General features: G+C 71.8%; 16 protein-coding genes and 5 tRNA genes. 6 read left to right on the forward strand and 15 right to left on the reverse strand.

Annotation, left to right across the window (positions count from 1 at the left end; translation table 11 throughout):
* Positions 1-1,731 carry a DAK2 domain-containing protein gene (locus tag ACH4E8_RS00650; RefSeq protein WP_398442955.1) on the reverse strand — a complete coding sequence of 577 codons (1,731 nt, stop codon included), beginning with the start codon at positions 1,729-1,731 and terminating at the stop codon, positions 1-3.
* Positions 1,732-2,010: 279 nt separating this feature from the next.
* Between ACH4E8_RS00650 and rpmB the strand changes: the two genes are divergently transcribed.
* Positions 2,011-2,196, forward strand: coding sequence for a 50S ribosomal protein L28 (gene rpmB, locus ACH4E8_RS00655; RefSeq protein ID WP_003957616.1), 186 nt, complete (start codon positions 2,011-2,013; stop codon positions 2,194-2,196).
* 131 nt (positions 2,197-2,327) lie between these two features.
* Here rpmB and thiD read toward each other — a convergent pair whose 3' ends face one another.
* Positions 2,328-3,134, reverse strand: a complete 807-nt coding sequence (gene thiD, locus ACH4E8_RS00660) for a bifunctional hydroxymethylpyrimidine kinase/phosphomethylpyrimidine kinase (RefSeq protein WP_398442957.1) — start codon at positions 3,132-3,134, stop codon at positions 2,328-2,330.
* Positions 3,131-4,093, reverse strand: coding sequence for a thiamine-phosphate kinase (locus tag ACH4E8_RS00665; protein WP_398442959.1), 963 nt, complete (start codon positions 4,091-4,093; stop codon positions 3,131-3,133). Before ACH4E8_RS00665 ends, thiD begins: the two co-directional genes overlap by 4 nt.
* A 288-nt stretch (positions 4,094-4,381) precedes the next feature.
* Here ACH4E8_RS00665 and ACH4E8_RS00670 point away from each other — a divergent pair, with 288 nt between their 5' ends.
* Entirely contained in the window at positions 4,382-4,615 is a 234-nt protein-coding gene (locus tag ACH4E8_RS00670; RefSeq protein ID WP_398442961.1) for an Lrp/AsnC family transcriptional regulator, read from the forward strand.
* 20 nt (positions 4,616-4,635) lie between these two features.
* Positions 4,636-5,127, forward strand: coding sequence for a DUF3515 domain-containing protein (locus ACH4E8_RS00675; RefSeq protein WP_398442963.1), 492 nt, complete (start codon positions 4,636-4,638; stop codon positions 5,125-5,127).
* A gap of 12 nt (positions 5,128-5,139) precedes the next feature.
* Here the strand turns inward: ACH4E8_RS00675 and ACH4E8_RS00680 are convergent, their stop codons facing one another.
* The 3 genes from ACH4E8_RS00680 to ACH4E8_RS00690 are packed head-to-tail and all read right to left on the reverse strand — an operon-like array spanning position 5,140 to position 8,134.
* Complete coding sequence (locus tag ACH4E8_RS00680; protein ID WP_398442964.1) at positions 5,140-6,300, reverse strand: D-alanine--D-alanine ligase family protein; 1,161 nt, start codon at positions 6,298-6,300, stop codon at positions 5,140-5,142.
* A 56-nt stretch (positions 6,301-6,356) separates the two neighbouring features.
* Positions 6,357-7,385: an NAD(P)H-dependent glycerol-3-phosphate dehydrogenase gene (locus tag ACH4E8_RS00685; protein ID WP_398442966.1), complete on the reverse strand. Its 1,029-nt coding sequence runs from the start codon at positions 7,383-7,385 to the stop codon at positions 6,357-6,359.
* Positions 7,382-8,134, reverse strand: a complete 753-nt coding sequence (locus ACH4E8_RS00690) for a lysophospholipid acyltransferase family protein (RefSeq protein ID WP_398442968.1) — start codon at positions 8,132-8,134, stop codon at positions 7,382-7,384. The genes ACH4E8_RS00685 and ACH4E8_RS00690 overlap by 4 nt, the downstream gene beginning before the upstream one ends.
* Positions 8,135-8,328: 194 nt before the next feature.
* On the opposite strand from ACH4E8_RS00690, the gene cofC reads away from it, so the two are divergent.
* The gene (gene cofC / locus ACH4E8_RS00695) at positions 8,329-9,021 is read left to right on the forward strand and encodes a 2-phospho-L-lactate guanylyltransferase (protein WP_398442970.1); all 693 of its coding nucleotides are present in this window, start codon (positions 8,329-8,331) and stop codon (positions 9,019-9,021) included.
* 26 nt (positions 9,022-9,047) lie between these two features.
* Complete coding sequence (locus ACH4E8_RS00700; protein WP_398442972.1) at positions 9,048-9,251, forward strand: hypothetical protein; 204 nt, start codon at positions 9,048-9,050, stop codon at positions 9,249-9,251.
* A gap of 127 nt (positions 9,252-9,378) precedes the next feature.
* On the opposite strand, the gene ACH4E8_RS00705 is transcribed toward ACH4E8_RS00700, so the two are convergent.
* From ACH4E8_RS00705 to leuC, 4 genes are all read right to left on the reverse strand, one after another.
* Positions 9,379-10,008 carry an HU family DNA-binding protein gene (locus ACH4E8_RS00705; RefSeq protein ID WP_398442974.1) on the reverse strand — a complete coding sequence of 210 codons (630 nt, stop codon included), beginning with the start codon at positions 10,006-10,008 and terminating at the stop codon, positions 9,379-9,381.
* A gap of 154 nt (positions 10,009-10,162) precedes the next feature.
* Positions 10,163-10,390 carry a hypothetical protein gene (locus ACH4E8_RS00710; protein WP_398442976.1) on the reverse strand — a complete coding sequence of 76 codons (228 nt, stop codon included), beginning with the start codon at positions 10,388-10,390 and terminating at the stop codon, positions 10,163-10,165.
* Positions 10,391-10,504: 114 nt separating this feature from the next.
* On the reverse strand, positions 10,505-11,098 hold the full coding sequence (gene leuD, locus ACH4E8_RS00715) for a 3-isopropylmalate dehydratase small subunit (protein ID WP_398442978.1): 594 nt from the start codon (positions 11,096-11,098) through the stop codon (positions 10,505-10,507).
* Positions 11,099-11,103: 5 nt separating this feature from the next.
* Entirely contained in the window at positions 11,104-12,537 is a 1,434-nt protein-coding gene (gene leuC / locus ACH4E8_RS00720; protein ID WP_398442980.1) for a 3-isopropylmalate dehydratase large subunit, read from the reverse strand.
* Positions 12,538-12,715: 178 nt separating this feature from the next.
* Between leuC and ndgR the strand changes: the two genes are divergently transcribed.
* Complete coding sequence (ndgR, locus tag ACH4E8_RS00725; RefSeq protein WP_398442983.1) at positions 12,716-13,432, forward strand: IclR family transcriptional regulator NdgR; 717 nt, start codon at positions 12,716-12,718, stop codon at positions 13,430-13,432.
* Between the two features lie 167 nt (positions 13,433-13,599).
* Here ndgR and ACH4E8_RS00730 read toward each other — a convergent pair.
* The 5 genes from ACH4E8_RS00730 to ACH4E8_RS00750 form a co-directional block, all read right to left on the reverse strand.
* A tRNA-Glu gene (locus ACH4E8_RS00730) sits at positions 13,600-13,672 on the reverse strand.
* Between the two features lie 23 nt (positions 13,673-13,695).
* Positions 13,696-13,767 (reverse strand) — tRNA-Gln (locus ACH4E8_RS00735).
* 16 nt (positions 13,768-13,783) lie between these two features.
* Positions 13,784-13,856: transfer RNA gene (locus ACH4E8_RS00740), tRNA-Glu, on the reverse strand.
* A 61-nt stretch (positions 13,857-13,917) separates the two neighbouring features.
* A tRNA-Glu gene (locus ACH4E8_RS00745) sits at positions 13,918-13,990 on the reverse strand.
* Positions 13,991-14,011: 21 nt separating this feature from the next.
* Positions 14,012-14,083, reverse strand: a tRNA-Gln gene (locus tag ACH4E8_RS00750).
* Positions 14,084-14,110 lie beyond the last annotated feature (27 nt).

Consider the following 14,110-nt stretch of genomic DNA (forward strand, 5'->3'; position numbering starts at 1 on the left):
TCACTCCACGCCGATCAGCAGCGGACTGGTGGCGGGCCCGCCCTCGTACACGACCGTGTCGACCGCGAGGTGCCGCTCGCGCACGTGGCGCTGCAGGCGGACGGCGAGCTGCGGGCCGTCGGGGAGGTCGGCCGCGAGGACCAGGGTCACCAGCTCCCCGCCCGCGGAGAGCATCCGGTCGAGCACGGCGGTCGCGGTGCTCGTCACGTCGGCGCCGATGACGGCCACGTCGCCGTCGATCAGGCCGAGCACGTCGCCGGCCTGGCAGACGCCCGCGGTGGTCCAGGACCGGTGTTCGGCGACGGCGAGTTCGCCGTAGCGGGTGGCGCCCGCGGCGGCGGTCATCGCCACGACGTCCTCGTCGAAGCGGCGTCCCGGCTCGTGGACGGCGAGGGCCGCGATGCCCTGGACGGCGGCCCGGGTCGGGACGAGGGCGACGCGTACGCCTTCGCCGCGGGCCTGCTCGGCGGCGGCCGCGGCGGTGTGCCGCAGCTCGGCCGAGTTCGGCAGCAGGACGACCTCGCGGGCGTGCGCCCGGCGGATCGCCTCCACCAGTTCGCCGCTGGCCGGTGGCTCGCCGGGGCGGGCGAGCACGGCGGTCGCGCCCGCGTCGGCGCACAGCCGGGCGAGCCCCGCGCCGGGCACCACGGCGACGACGGCCCGCTGCGCCCGCTCCGGCGCCGGCACCGCACCGACGCCGGCGGGGTCCACGCCGTCCCGCCCAAGCGCGCGCCCGGTCAGCCGCGCCGCATCGCTGTGGGCGGTGGCGCCGTCGTGAGTGGTGAGGTGGGTGATGCGGATGCGGTGCGGGCGGCCCGCTTCGACACCGGCCTCCACCGCCGCGCCCGCGTCGTCCACGTGCACGTGGACGTTCCACAGGCCGTCGCCGCCGACGACGACCAGACAGTCCCCGAGGGCGTCCAGCCTGCTGCGCAGCCGGGCCACCGCCGCGTCCTCGGCCTCTAGGAGATAGATCACTTCGAAGGCCGGGCCGCCGACGGCGCACGCGTCCGCGGGCAGCGCGGGAACGGGACCCCGCGGTGCCCGCGAGCGGGCGGGTACGGGTGGCGCCTGGCCGGTGACGGCCTCCAGCAGCGCCCCGAGCACCGCCAGGAGCCCTTGCCCGCCGGCGTCCACGACACCGGCCCGTCCGAGCACCGCGAGCTGGGCCGGGGTCGCCGCCAGCGCCGCGCTCGCCCCTTCGTACGCGGCCCGGGCGGCGCTACGGACGTCGGCGGGCGCCGTCGCCGCGGCGTCCGCCGCCGCGGACGCGACCGTGAGGATGGTGCCCTCCACGGGGTGCGCCACCGCCTCGCGGGCCAGCTCGGCGGCCCGCCGCAGCGCGCTCGCCAGGTGGTCGCCGTCGCCCAGCCGGTCCGCCATCCCGCGCAGCAGCTGGGCCAGGATCGTGCCGGAGTTGCCGCGCGCGCCGAGCAGCGCCCCGTGCGCCATCGACCGGATGACCGTGGGCAGGTCGGGGGCGGGGCCGGCGGGGGCCAGGGCCGCCTCGTGGGCGGCGAAGACCGCCTCCACGGCCGTCGCCGCGGACTCCACCGTCAGATACAGGTTGGTGCCCGTGTCCCCGTCCGCGACGGGGTAGACGTTGATGGCGTCGATCTCCTCGCGCTCCTGGCCGAGGGCTTCCAGCGCCTTGGCGCACCAGGCCCGTACCGCCGTGGCGTCGAGGGCGTGCGGCGGCTGGTTCTGCGGCACCTGGACGGCCTCCTGCATCGGGCTCCATCGAGTTCCATCGGGCGGCGCCCTGTCGGGCTCGTTCGGCGGGTCTCCCCGGCGCTCGCACCGCAGGGTAGACCCCGGGGCGGGCGCGGCTGCGGGCAGGTCGGACGCGGAAGGGGTCGTGGTAGTTTCGTCTATGGAACGCAGCCGTTGTATGCTGCTCCGGTTGCCTGATGAAAATCAGGCCGTTCCCCCGGCAAAGCCACCGATCAGTTATTGATTCCGGCACGCCGGAATTCACTGTACGTGCATCTGAAGTCTTTGGAGTGACCCGTGGCTGCCAACTGCGACGTCTGCGGCAAGGGGCCGGGCTTCGGCAACAACATTTCGCACTCGCACCGCCGTACGTCTCGTCGCTGGAACCCGAACATCCAGCGCGTGCGTGCCGTGGTCGGTCGGACGCCGAAGCGGCTCAACGTCTGCACCTCGTGCATCAAGGCCGGCAAGGTCTCGCGCTAACGCCGACGCAGGTCGCTAGCGCAGCCCCTGCGGTTGCCTTGACAGCCGGTCCACCCTCGGGTGGGCCGGCTGTTTTGCCGTGCCCGGGTGGTTGTGGGTGCGGGTCCGTACCCACAACCACCCGGGCAGTACTACGTCGACAGCTTCCACGCGTGCCGGACCGGGCCGATCCCGCCGCCCAGCGGGAAGCCCGCCGCGATCGCGCCGGTCACGTACTCCTTCGCCGTCGCCACCGCGTCCGGCACGGCCCGCCCCTTCGCCAGCTCCGCCGCGATCGCGGACGCCAGGGTGCAGCCGGTGCCGTGGGTGTGGCGGTTGTCGTGGCGCGGCGCGCGGAACCAGTGCTCGTCGACACCGTCCGTGAGCAGGTCCAGGGCGTCGCCCGCGAGGTGCCCGCCCTTGATCAGCGCCCAGCGCGGGCCGAAGCCGAGCACCGCGTCGGCGGCCCGCCGCATCCCGTCCTCGTCGTGCGCCTCGACGCCGGTGAGCTGCCGCACCTCGTCCAGGTTGGGGGTGGCCACCGTCGCCACCGGGAGCAGCCGGTGGCGTACGGAGTCCAGCGCGGCGGTCGCGAGCAGCGGGTCGCCGTGCTTGGAGACCCCGACCGGGTCGACGACGACGGGCGCTTCGGTCGCGGCGAGCAGTTCGGCGACGGTCTCCACCAACTCCGCCGACGCCAGCATCCCGGTCTTCACGGCCTGGACGCCGATGTCGTCGACGACGCTGCGGTACTGGGCGCGCACCGCTTCGGCGGGCAGTTCCCAGTAGCCCTGCACGCCGAGCGAGTTCTGTGCGGTGACGGCCGCTATGACGCTCATGCCGTGGGTGCCGAGCGCGAGCATCGTCTTGAGGTCGGCCTGGATGCCGGCGCCGCCGCCGGAGTCCGAGCCGGCGACGGTCAGCACGCGGGGCGGCGCCTGCGCGGCGCGGACCGTCATTCCGTACCTCCGAAGTGGTCCCAGCCGCTCTTGGTGTGCCAGGGGGCGCCGTCCACGGTGACCTGCGGGGCGGCGGACGGGTGCAGGACCTCCCCGATGACCTTCCAACGGGCGGGCAGCTTCGCGTCGGGCGGGAAGGTCGCCACGATGGCGTGGTCCTCCCCGCCGGTGAGCACCCACTGCACCGGGTCGACGCCGACGGCCTGACCGATGTCGTTCATTTGGGTGGGCACGTCGATCGCGCCGGAGCGCAGGTCGATGCGGACCTTGCTGGACTCCGCGATGTGACCGAGGTCGGCGATCAGCCCGTCGCTGACGTCGCACATGGCGGTCGCGCCGAGCCCGGCCGCGGCGGGGCCCGCGTGGTACGGCGGCTCGGGCCTTCGGTGCGCCTCGACGAAGGCGCGCGGCGAGCGGAAGCCGCGGGAGAGCACCGCGTGCCCGGCGGCGGACCAACCGAGCCAGCCGGTGTACGCGACGACGTCGCCGGGGCGCGCCCCGGAGCGGGTGACGGGCTCGTGCCCCCGCAGGTCGCCGAGTGCGGTGATGGCGAGGGTGATCAGATCGCCGCGGACCACGTCCCCGCCGACCACGGCGGCGCCCGCGACCTGGCACTCGTCCCGGATGCCGTCCATCAACTCGGTCGCCCAGGTGACGGGGAGGTCGGCGGGGACGACGAGGCCCAGGAGGAGGGAGGTGGGCACGGCGCCCATGGCGGCGATATCGGCCAGGTTCTGGGCGGCGGCCTTGCGCCCCACGTCGTACGCCGTCGACCAGTCGCGGCGGAAGTGCCGTCCCTCCAGCAGGATGTCCGTGCTCGCCACGACCCTGCGGTCGGGGGCGGCGACGACCGCGGCGTCGTCACCGGGCCCGATCCGGACCGCCGGGGTGGCGGTGAGCCGGGAGGTGAGCTCTCTGATCAGCCCGAACTCCCCCAACTCCCCCACAGTGCCCTTCACCCGAGTCTCACCTTTCCGTCGTCCCCGCCGGACCACCCGGCCGAGCTGTCGTGCTGTGGTGCCGTCCGTACTCGCGCTCGCGAGCCGCCGTGACGGTGGGTACCGTCAAGAGTTGCGTCAACGTCCGCTCGACGCACGCCACACTACGGACGCCACCCCGCGCGCAGGTCTCCCCGCGACCGGTGGTGACGCGATACCGTGGCGTCCCTTTCTCCCCCCTGGGGCTCCCCCACCGCAGGCACCGAGGGCGCCGGTGGCGAGCGACCCCGGGGCCGCCCTGGAGGTTCCGTGGTACAGGCGTACATCCTGATTCAGACCGAGGTGGGCAAGGCGTCCGCGGTCGCCGAGACCATCGGGAAGATCCCGGGGGTGATCCAGGCCGAGGACGTGACCGGACCGTACGACGTGATCGTGCGCGCGCAGTCCGACACGGTGGACGAACTCGGCCGGCTGGTGGTCGCCAAGGTCCAGCAAGTGGAAGGCATCACGCGAACCCTGACCTGCCCGGTCGTGCACCTGTAGCCCCCGTCTACGCTTGGCCGGTGACTTCCGTTCGCCGGTCCCGGTCCGTCTCCCCGCTCACCAGTGCCGCCGCCGCGGCGGCGGTGCTGCTCGCGCTCGCCGGGTGCACCCGGGCGGACGCGTCGATCACTGCTCCCCGACCGCCCGCCGAGGAGGCGGCCCTGTGCACGGCGTTGGACGGGGCGCTGCCCGACACGGTCGGCGGTGAGGACCGCTCCGACCCCGAGCCCGCTTCGGAGTTCACCGCGGGCTGGGGCGACGCGGCGATCGTACTGCGCTGCGGCGTCCCGCGGCCCGCCGCGATGGGCGACCCCTCGTCGGACGCCGTCGAGGCGAACGGCGTGGGCTGGCTGGTGGAGCGGCTCGCGGACGGTTCGCGCTTCACCACCACGTACCGCGAGACCTACGTCGAGGTGACCATGGGCGGGAAGTTCGCCCAGGACGCGACGCCGCTGGCCCAGCTGGCCGACGCGGTCGAGGAGACCGTGCCGGCCACGCTGGAGCTGCCGTGAGGCACCGGGCGTTCAGCGCAGCCCGGTGGTGCGGCGCAGCGCCGCCTGGATGAGCCGGTCGACCAGCTCCGAGTAGGAGACGCCGGTCTCCTGCCACATCCGCGGGTACATGGAGATCGGCGTGAACCCGGGCATCGTGTTGATCTCGTTGATCACGAACCGGCCCTCCTCGGTGAGGAAGAAGTCGGCGCGCACCAAGCCCTCGCAGGACGTCGCCTCGAAGGCGTCCACCGCGAGCCGGCGCACCTCCGCGGTCTGTTCGGCGGTGAGCGGTGCGGGCACGATCCCGGGCGCCGCGTCGATGTACTTGGCCTCGAAGTCGTAGAAGTCGTGCGACTGGACGCCGGGGATCTCGGCCGGGACGCTGGCGTGCGGGCCGTCCTCGAACTCCAGCACTCCGCACTCGATCTCCCGGCCCCGCACCATCGCCTCGACGATGACCTTCGGGTCGTGGCGGCGGGCCTCCTCGATCGCCTCGTCCAGGCCGGCCAGCGAGTCGACCTTGGTGATGCCGAAGGAGGAGCCGGCGCGGGCGGGCTTCACGAACAGCGGCCAGCCGTGGTCACCGGCGAAGGAGACGACCTTCTTGCGGGCGGCGGCGGGGTCCTGCTCCCACTCGCGCGGGCGGATCACCTCGTACGGCCCGACGGGCAGCCCGTACGAGACGAAGATCCGCTTCATGTACTCCTTGTCCATGGCGACTGCGGAGGCGAGCACCCCGGAGCCGACGTACGGCACCCCGGCGAGCTCCAGCAGCCCCTGGATGGTGCCGTCCTCGCCGTACGGGCCGTGCAGCACCGGGAAGACGACGTCGACCTCGCCCAGCGCCTTGGGCACGGCGCCCGGTTCGGTCAGGACGACCTCGCGGTTGCCGGGCTCGACGGAGAGCACCACGGCGCCCGTGGTGGACTCGGCGATCTGGTCCACGCTCGGGGTGCTGCGTTCGCTGATCGCCATCCGGTCGGGGTCGTCGGTGGTCAGCGCCCAGCGGCCCTCGGCGGTGATGCCGATCGGGACGACGTCGTACTTCGTCCGGTCGATGGCCCGCAGCACGGCACCGGCGGTGACGACGGAGATCCCGTGTTCGGAGCTGCGCCCGCCGAAGACGACGGCCACGCGCGGCTTGCGCGACGGCTGCTGCTCGGGGCTCTGGGGGAGGTTCTCGGTGCTCATATCGCCCTGAGACTACCGTGCGAACCGTCATCCGCACGGGGCGGCACAAGGCCGCTTCAGCGGCGTTCCGCCTTGGCGCTGCGCGACATCAGCTCCTTGAGCGCGACCAGCGGCGGCTTGCCTTCGTGGACGATGTCGACGACCGTCTCGGTGATGGGCATGTCGACGCCGTGCCGACGCGCCAGATCCAGCACCGACTCACAGGACTTGACGCCCTCCGCGGTCTGCTTGGTGACCGCGATGGTCTCCTGGAGGGTCATGCCCTTGCCGAGGTTCATCCCGAAGGTGTGGTTGCGCGACAGCGGCGACGAGCAGGTCGCCACCAGGTCGCCGAGGCCGGCGAGACCGGAGAAGGTGAGCGGGTCGGCGCCCATCGCGAGGCCGAGCCGGGTGGTCTCGGCCAGGCCCCGGGTGATCAGCGAGCCCTTGGCGTTGTCGCCCAGGCCCATGCCGTCCGCGATGCCGACGGCGAGCCCGATGACGTTCTTCACCGCACCGCCGAGTTCGCAGCCGATGACGTCGGTGTTGGTGTACGGGCGGAAGTACTGGGTGTGGCAGGCGGCCTGGAGCCGCTGGGCCACCTGCTCGTCGCGGCAGGCGACGACCGCGGCGGCGGGCCGGCGCTGGGCGATCTCCCGGGCCAGGTTGGGGCCGGTGACCACGGCGACCCGGTCGGCCGGCACCTGGGCGACCTCCTCGACGACCTCGCTCATCCGCTTGGCGGTGCCGAGTTCGACGCCCTTCATCAGGGAGACGAGCACGGTGTCCGCGGGCAGCAGCGGTGCCCAGGAGGCCAGGTTGTCGCGCAGGGTCTGGGAGGGGACGGCGAGCACGGTGAAGTCGGCGCCGTCCAGCGCCTCGGCGGGGTCGGTGGTGGCCCGCAGCCCGGCCGGCAGCTCGATGCCGGGCAGGTAGTCGGGGTTGGTGCGGGTGGTGTTGACGGCCTCCGCGAGTTCGGCGCGGCGGCCCCACAGGGTGACCCGGCACCCCGCGTCCGCGAGGACCATGCCGAAGGCCGTCCCCCAGGAGCCGGTTCCGAAGACGGCGGCCCTGACCGGTCCGGCGCGGTGTGCGGAGTGTGTCACTTCGGTCCTTCCCCTGCGGCCTTGCGCCGCTGTTCTGCACGGGCCTTGCGGTGGTCCCACGGTTCGCCCGGCGCCTTCTCGCCGCGGATCTCCTCCAGCAGCGCGGTGATGTCCGCCATGATCGCCTCGGTGGCCTCGCGCAGCACCTCGGGCGTGGGCTCCAGATCGTAGAACCTGTCGAGGTCGACGGGCGGTCCGGCCAGCACGATCAGGGTCTTTCGAGGGAAGAGCCGCAGTCGGTCCGTGCGCGCGTACGGCGGCATCGCGAGGTTCGCGCCCCACTGGGCGACCGGGACGACGGGGACCCGGGTCTGGAGCGCGATGCGGGCCGCGCCGGTCTTGCCGGCCATGGGCCAGGAATCCGGGTCGCGGGTGATGGTGCCCTCGGGGTAGAAGGCGACGCATTCGCCGCGTTCGATGGCCAAGACCGCGGCGCGGTAGGCGTCCAGGGCGTTGGTGGTCTCGCGGTACACCGGGATCTGCTGGGTGCCGCGGAGCATCATGCCGACGAAGGGGGTTTTGAAGAGCCCGGCCTTCGCGAGGAATCGCGGCACGCGCCCGGTGTTGTACTGGAAGTGCGCGTACGCGAGGGGATCGAGGTGGGAGATGTGGTTGACCGCGGTGATGAATCCGCCGTCGGCCGGCATGTGTTCCATTCCGCGCCAGTCCCGTTTGAACAGAACCAACAGCGGCGGTTTGGCGATGACCGCCGCCAGGCGGTACCAGAAGCCGATTTTTCGGCGGGACACGCGGACACCCTTCCTGTGCGCATGCATGCGCGTCGGCATGCGAGACGTGTACAGACTCGCCGGCGACCGGGCCTTTGCCCGGTTGCCGGGGGTCAAGTGTCGCCCTGGGCCCCCGGTCTGTCGAGGACACCGTACGCCCCGGTCATCGCACCGGCGCCCCGCCCCGGCCCTTGCCACGCCGGGTGCGGGCCACAATGACGGCCGGCGCGCACGGACGGAGAGCTGACCTGGACACCGACCCGACGGGCCACTGGTCACTGGTGGTCCCCTTGAAACCCCTTGCCCTGGCCAAGAGCCGGTTGGCCGGTGCCGCGGGCGGAATTCCGCGCCCGCGGCTGGCGCTGGCGTTCGCCCAGGACACCGTGGCGGCCGCGCTGACCTGCCCGGAGGTCCGGGATGTGGCAGTTGTCACGGACGATCCGGTGGCCGGGGCGGAGCTGGCGGCGCTGGGCGCGCGCATCGTGCCCGACCTGCCGGCCGCCGGGCTCAACGCCGCGCTCGCCCACGGTGCGCAGGCCGTACGGGCACTGCGCGCGGGCACTGCGGTGGCCGCGCTCAATGCGGACCTCCCGGCGCTGCGCCCTGCGGAATTGGCCCGGGTGCTGTCGTATGCCGGGAGATTTTCCCGCGCCTTTCTCACCGATGCGGCAGGTATCGGCACGACATTGCTGACGGCAACGGAAGGCGTCGAATTGCGGCCGGCTTTCGGCGGGGCTTCCCGACGTCGGCATTCGACGTCGGGCGCGGTGGAAATCGCGTTGCCCGACGTCGTCTCCGTACGGCAGGACGTCGATGCGCCCGACGACCTGACGGCGGCGGTGGCGCTGGGCGTCGGTCCGCACACGACGGCGCTGCTCGCGCCCCGCCCGGTGTCCCCGTGCCCCTGAGGGGCCGCAGCACTACGCTTTCGGGCATGCAAGCGACTTCGTACACCTACGATCCCGAGACCCGCAGCGGCAGCGTCCTGCTCGACGACGGGACGCCCGTGGAATTCGACTCGGCCGCCTTCGACGCGGGCGGACTGCTGCTGCTGCGGCCGGGGCAGCGGGTCCGGATCGAGACCGAGGGCACCGGTGACGCGCTGCGCATCACCCTGGTGACGCTCCAAACGCTCTGACCCGCCCGACGGTACGCACCGTGACGGTGCACCGCGCGGGCACCGGACGGGCCGGGAACAGCCGCGGGCCGGGCTCCCCTGGGGGAGCCCGGCCCGGCGTGTGAGTGGCTGTGGCGGCAGGTGCCGCTTACCTCTTCCGCGTGGCGGTCTTCTTCGCGGTCGTACGGGCCGTCGCCTTCTTGGCCGGGGCCTTCTTCGCGGTGGCCTTCTTCGCCGGCGCGGTCTTCTTCGCCGTGGCCTTCTTCGCCGCCGTCGTCTTCTTCGCGGTGGCCTTCTTGGCCGCCGTCGTCTTCTTCGCGGTGGTCTTCTTCGCGGTCGTCTTCTTGGCCGTGGCCTTCTTCGCCGCGGTCTTCTTGGCCGCCGCCTTCTTCGCGGTCGCCTTCTTCGCCGCCGCCTTCGCGGTGGTCCGCGTGGAAGTGCCACCGGAGAGGCTTCCCTTGGGCGCCTTCTTCACGGAGACCTCACCGCTGCGCGGGAGCTTCTTCGCCCCGCTGACCAGGTCCTTGAAGCCCTGACCGGCCCGGAAACGGGGCACCGAGGTCTTCTTCACCCGGACCCGCTCACCCGTCTGCGGGTTACGGGCGTACCGGGCGGGGCGTTCGACCTTCTCGAACGATCCGAAACCGGTGACCGAAACCCGGTCTCCGGCGACGACCGCCCGGACGATCGCGTCGAGCACCGCGTCGACGGCGTCGGCGGCCTGCTGTCGGCCACCGAGCTTGTCGGCAATCGCTTCTACGAGCTGCGCCTTGTTCACGTCTTCCCCTTCGGAGACATTGCCGGACCGAATCTGTCCAGGCTTTTTCGCACGTTAGGCAGATATATACCGCAAATCAAACACGAAACGGGCTAATCACCCTAGTGCCGCAACGAAGTCGACCGTCGAAGTCGCTCCTTCGCGAGTACGGCCGTCAGTCGCCTTCGGGGAATCGGCCCTCGTCGAGGTCCCGCACAAAGCGGTCCAGACGTCGCGCCGCATCCGGCAGATCGTGCTTCGCTGCGGCCGTGATGACCAGCAGCTTCCGGGAGAGCGCCTTCCTTACGCCTTCCGGGACTTGCAGTGCGCGCACCGCTGCGTGCGCATCCTTCAACCGGGCCGCGACCACCTCGTACAGGTCGAGTTGGCTGTCGCGTTCCATGCACCGATTGTGCCATCTGGGGCGAGTTGTCGCCCGGCGGCCCCTCAACAGACGACTGCGCCCCCCGCCGAAGGGCGGGGGGCGCAGTCCAGGAAAAGCGCAGATCAGACCCGATCAGACCGGAAGGGTCCGCGGTTTGAAGGCGGGCCGCGAGATCTCGTAGGCCGCGATGTCCGCTTCGTTCTGAAGGGTGAGACTGATGTCGTCCAGGCCGTTCAGGAGGCGCCAGCGGGCGTTCTCGTCCAGCTCGAAGGAGGCGGTGAGACCGGCGGCGCGGACCTCACGGGCCTGGAGGTCGACGGTGATCTCGACGGTGGGGTCGGCCTCGGTCAGCTCCCAGAGCCGGTCCACCGTCTCCTGCGGCAGAACCACGGTGAGCAGGCCGTTCTTCAGCGAGTTACCGCGGAAGATGTCGGCGAACCGAGCGGAGATGACCGTCTTGAAGCCGTAGTTCTGCAGCGCCCAGACCGCGTGCTCGCGGGAGGAGCCGGTGCCGAAGTCGGGGCCGGCGACCAGCACGGTCGCCCCCTGCCGCTCGGGCCGGTTGAGCACGAACTCGGCGTCCTTGCGCCACGCCTCGAAGAGTCCTTCCTCGAAGCCGTCGCGGGTGACCTTCTTCAGCCAGTGGGCCGGGATGATCTGGTCGGTGTCGACGTTGCTGCGGCGCAGCGGGACGGCCCGGCCGGTGTGGGTGGTGAATGCTTCCATGGTGATCAGACTCCAGCGGGCGTACGGGCGGCGTCGGCGTCGGTGAGGTCCGCCGGGGAGGCGAGGTGGCCGAGCACCGCGGTGGCGGCGGCGACCTGCGGGGAGACCAGATGGGTCCGGCCGCCCTTGCCCTGCCTGCCTTCGAAGTTGCGGTTGGAGGTGGACGCGGAGCGCTCGCCGGGCGCGAGTTGGTCCGGGTTCATGCCCAGGCACATCGAGCAACCCGCGTGCCGCCATTCGGCGCCGGCAGCGGTGAAGACCTTGTCCAGACCCTCCTCGACGGCCTGGAGCGCGACCCGCACGGAGCCGGGGACGACCAGCATCCGTACGCCGTCGGCGACTTTGCGGCCGTCCAGGATCGAGGCCGCCGAGCGCAGGTCTTCGATGCGGCCGTTGGTGCACGAGCCTACGAAGACGGTGTCGACATGGATGTCCCGCAGCTCCTGCCCGGCGGTCAACCCCATGTATTCCAGGGCCTTTTCCGCGGCCAGCCGCTCCGATGCGTCCTCGTACGAAGCGGGGTCGGGGACCCGCGAGCCGAGCGGGGCGCCCTGGCCCGGGTTGGTGCCCCAGGTGACGAACGGGGAGAGCGCGGCGGCGTCGATGACGACCTCGGCGTCGAAGACGGCGTCGTCGTCCGTGCGCAGCGTCTTCCAGTACGCGACGGCGGCGTCCCACTCCTCGCCCTCGGGGGCGTGCGGGCGGCCGCGCAGGTACTCGAAGGTGGTCTCGTCGGGGGCGATCATGCCGGCCCGGGCGCCCGCCTCGATGGACATGTTGCAGATGGTCATGCGGGCTTCCATCGACAGCTTCTCGATGGCCGGGCCGCGGTACTCCAGGACGTAGCCCTGGCCGCCGCCGGTGCCGATCTTGGCGATGATCGCCAGGATCAGGTCCTTGGCGCTCACCCCGTCGGGCAGCTCGCCGTCGACGGTGATCGCCATGGTCTTCGGGCGGGCCATCGGCAGCGTCTGGGTGGCCAGCACGTGCTCGACCTGCGAGGTGCCGATCCCGAAGGCCAGCGCGCCGAAGGCGCCGTGCGTCGAGGTGTGCGAGTCGCCGCAGACCACGGTGGTGCCGGGCTGGGTCAGTCCCAGCTGGGGGCCCACCACGTGGACGACGCCCTGCTCGACGTCGCCGAGCGGGTGCAGCCGCACGCCGAACTCCGCGCAGTTCTTGCGCAGGGTCTCCAGCTGGGCGCGCGAGACCGGGTCGGCGATGGGCTTGTCGATGTCGAGGGTCGGGGTGTTGTGGTCCTCGGTCGCGATGGTGAGGTCCAGGCGCCGCACCCGGCGGCCGCCGAGCCTGAGGCCGTCGAACGCCTGCGGGCTGGTCACTTCGTGCAGCAGGTGCAGATCGATGTAGAGGAGGTCGGGCTCGCCCTCGGCGCGCCGGACGACGTGGTCGTCCCAGACCTTCTCAGCGAGTGTCCTACCCATCGCTTTCCCTCCGGCCGGCCACGGTGCCGGCACTGCTAGAGATCGTGTGCGGCCCTTGATTCCGCCGGTCCGTCCCCGGGTGAACTCCCGGGTCCGTCCCCGGGCCGCCCCTACAGACTGGCTGCTTCTCCAGAAAATTGAACTTGCGTTTCATACTGTGAGACGCGAATATCGTTTCATGGACAACTCTAGCGGCGTCGGCGTTCTCGACAAGGCGGCTCTGGTTCTGAGCGCACTGGAGTCCGGTCCGGCCACCCTCGCCGGGCTGGTCGCGGCCACCGGGCTCGCCCGACCCACGGCCCACCGACTGGCCGTGGCACTGGAACACCACCGTATGGTGGCGAGGGACATGCAGGGGCGGTTCATCCTCGGCCCGCGGCTCGCGGAGCTGGCCGCCGCGGCCGGCGAGGACCGACTCCTGGCGACGGCCGGCCCCGTGCTGACGCACCTGCGCGACGTGACGGGCGAGAGCGCCCAGCTCTACCGGCGGCAGGGGGACATGCGCATCTGCGTCGCCGCCGCCGAGCGGCTGTCCGGATTGCGGGACACCGTCCCGGTCGGCTCCACGCTCACGATGAAGGCCGGGTCGTCGGCGCAGATCCTGATGGCCTGGGAGGAGCCGGAGCGGCTGCACCGCGGGCTCCAGGGCGCCCGCTTCACCGCGACCGCGCTGTCGGGCGTACGGCGCCGGGGCTGGGCCCAGTCGATCGGCGAGCGCGAGCCGGGCGTGGCCTCGGTCTCCGCACCCGTGCGCGGCCCGTCCAACCGCGTGGTCGCCGCCGTCTCGGTCTCGGGACCGATCGAGCGGCTGACCCGCCACCCGGGGCGGATGCACGCCCAGGCGGTCATCGACTCGGCGGCCCGGCTGACCGAGGCCCTGCGCCGCACCAGCTAACAGCGGACCGCCCCGCGGGCCGAGCGCCCGCGTCGAACTCTCCCCGCCCCCGTCCCCGTGTGCTCGCCGTCGCAACCCGGGGGCGGGCGCGGGGAGTTCGCCACGGAGAACTGCAACAGAACGCGAAGAAGCCCTCCGCATCATCGCGGAGGGCTTCTTCCTTCACGTACCCCCGACCGGATTCGAACCGGCGCTACCGCCTTGAGAGGGCGGCGTGCTAGGCCGCTACACAACGGGGGCAAGAAAGTGATCCATCGGATCAGCTGGGCTACCAGGACTCGAACCTAGACTAAATGAACCAGAATCACTCGTGCTGCCAATTACACCATAGCCCATGGTGGTTTAGACCAGTACCCCCGACCGGATTCGAACCGGCGCTACCGCCTTGAGAGGGCGGCGTGCTAGGCCGCTACACAACGGGGGCCCTAGCGATCCTGCGTCGCATGCGTCGGTTGCGATCCGGACGTACGCGCGGGAAGGATCTGTACCCCCGACCGGATTCGAACCGGCGCTACTGCCTTGAGAGGGCAGCGTGCTAGGCCGCTACACAACGGGGGCTTTGCAGATGAGCTCTGCGAGCTGGCCTACCAGGACTCGAACCTAGACTAACTGAACCAGAATCAGTCGTGCTGCCAATTACACCATAGGCCACCAAAGCGCAACCCCCGAGAGGGGGCT

The organism is Streptomyces sp. NPDC017979 (genome assembly GCF_044328175.1).
In the GTDB taxonomy this organism is placed as follows: domain Bacteria; phylum Actinomycetota; class Actinomycetes; order Streptomycetales; family Streptomycetaceae; genus Streptomyces.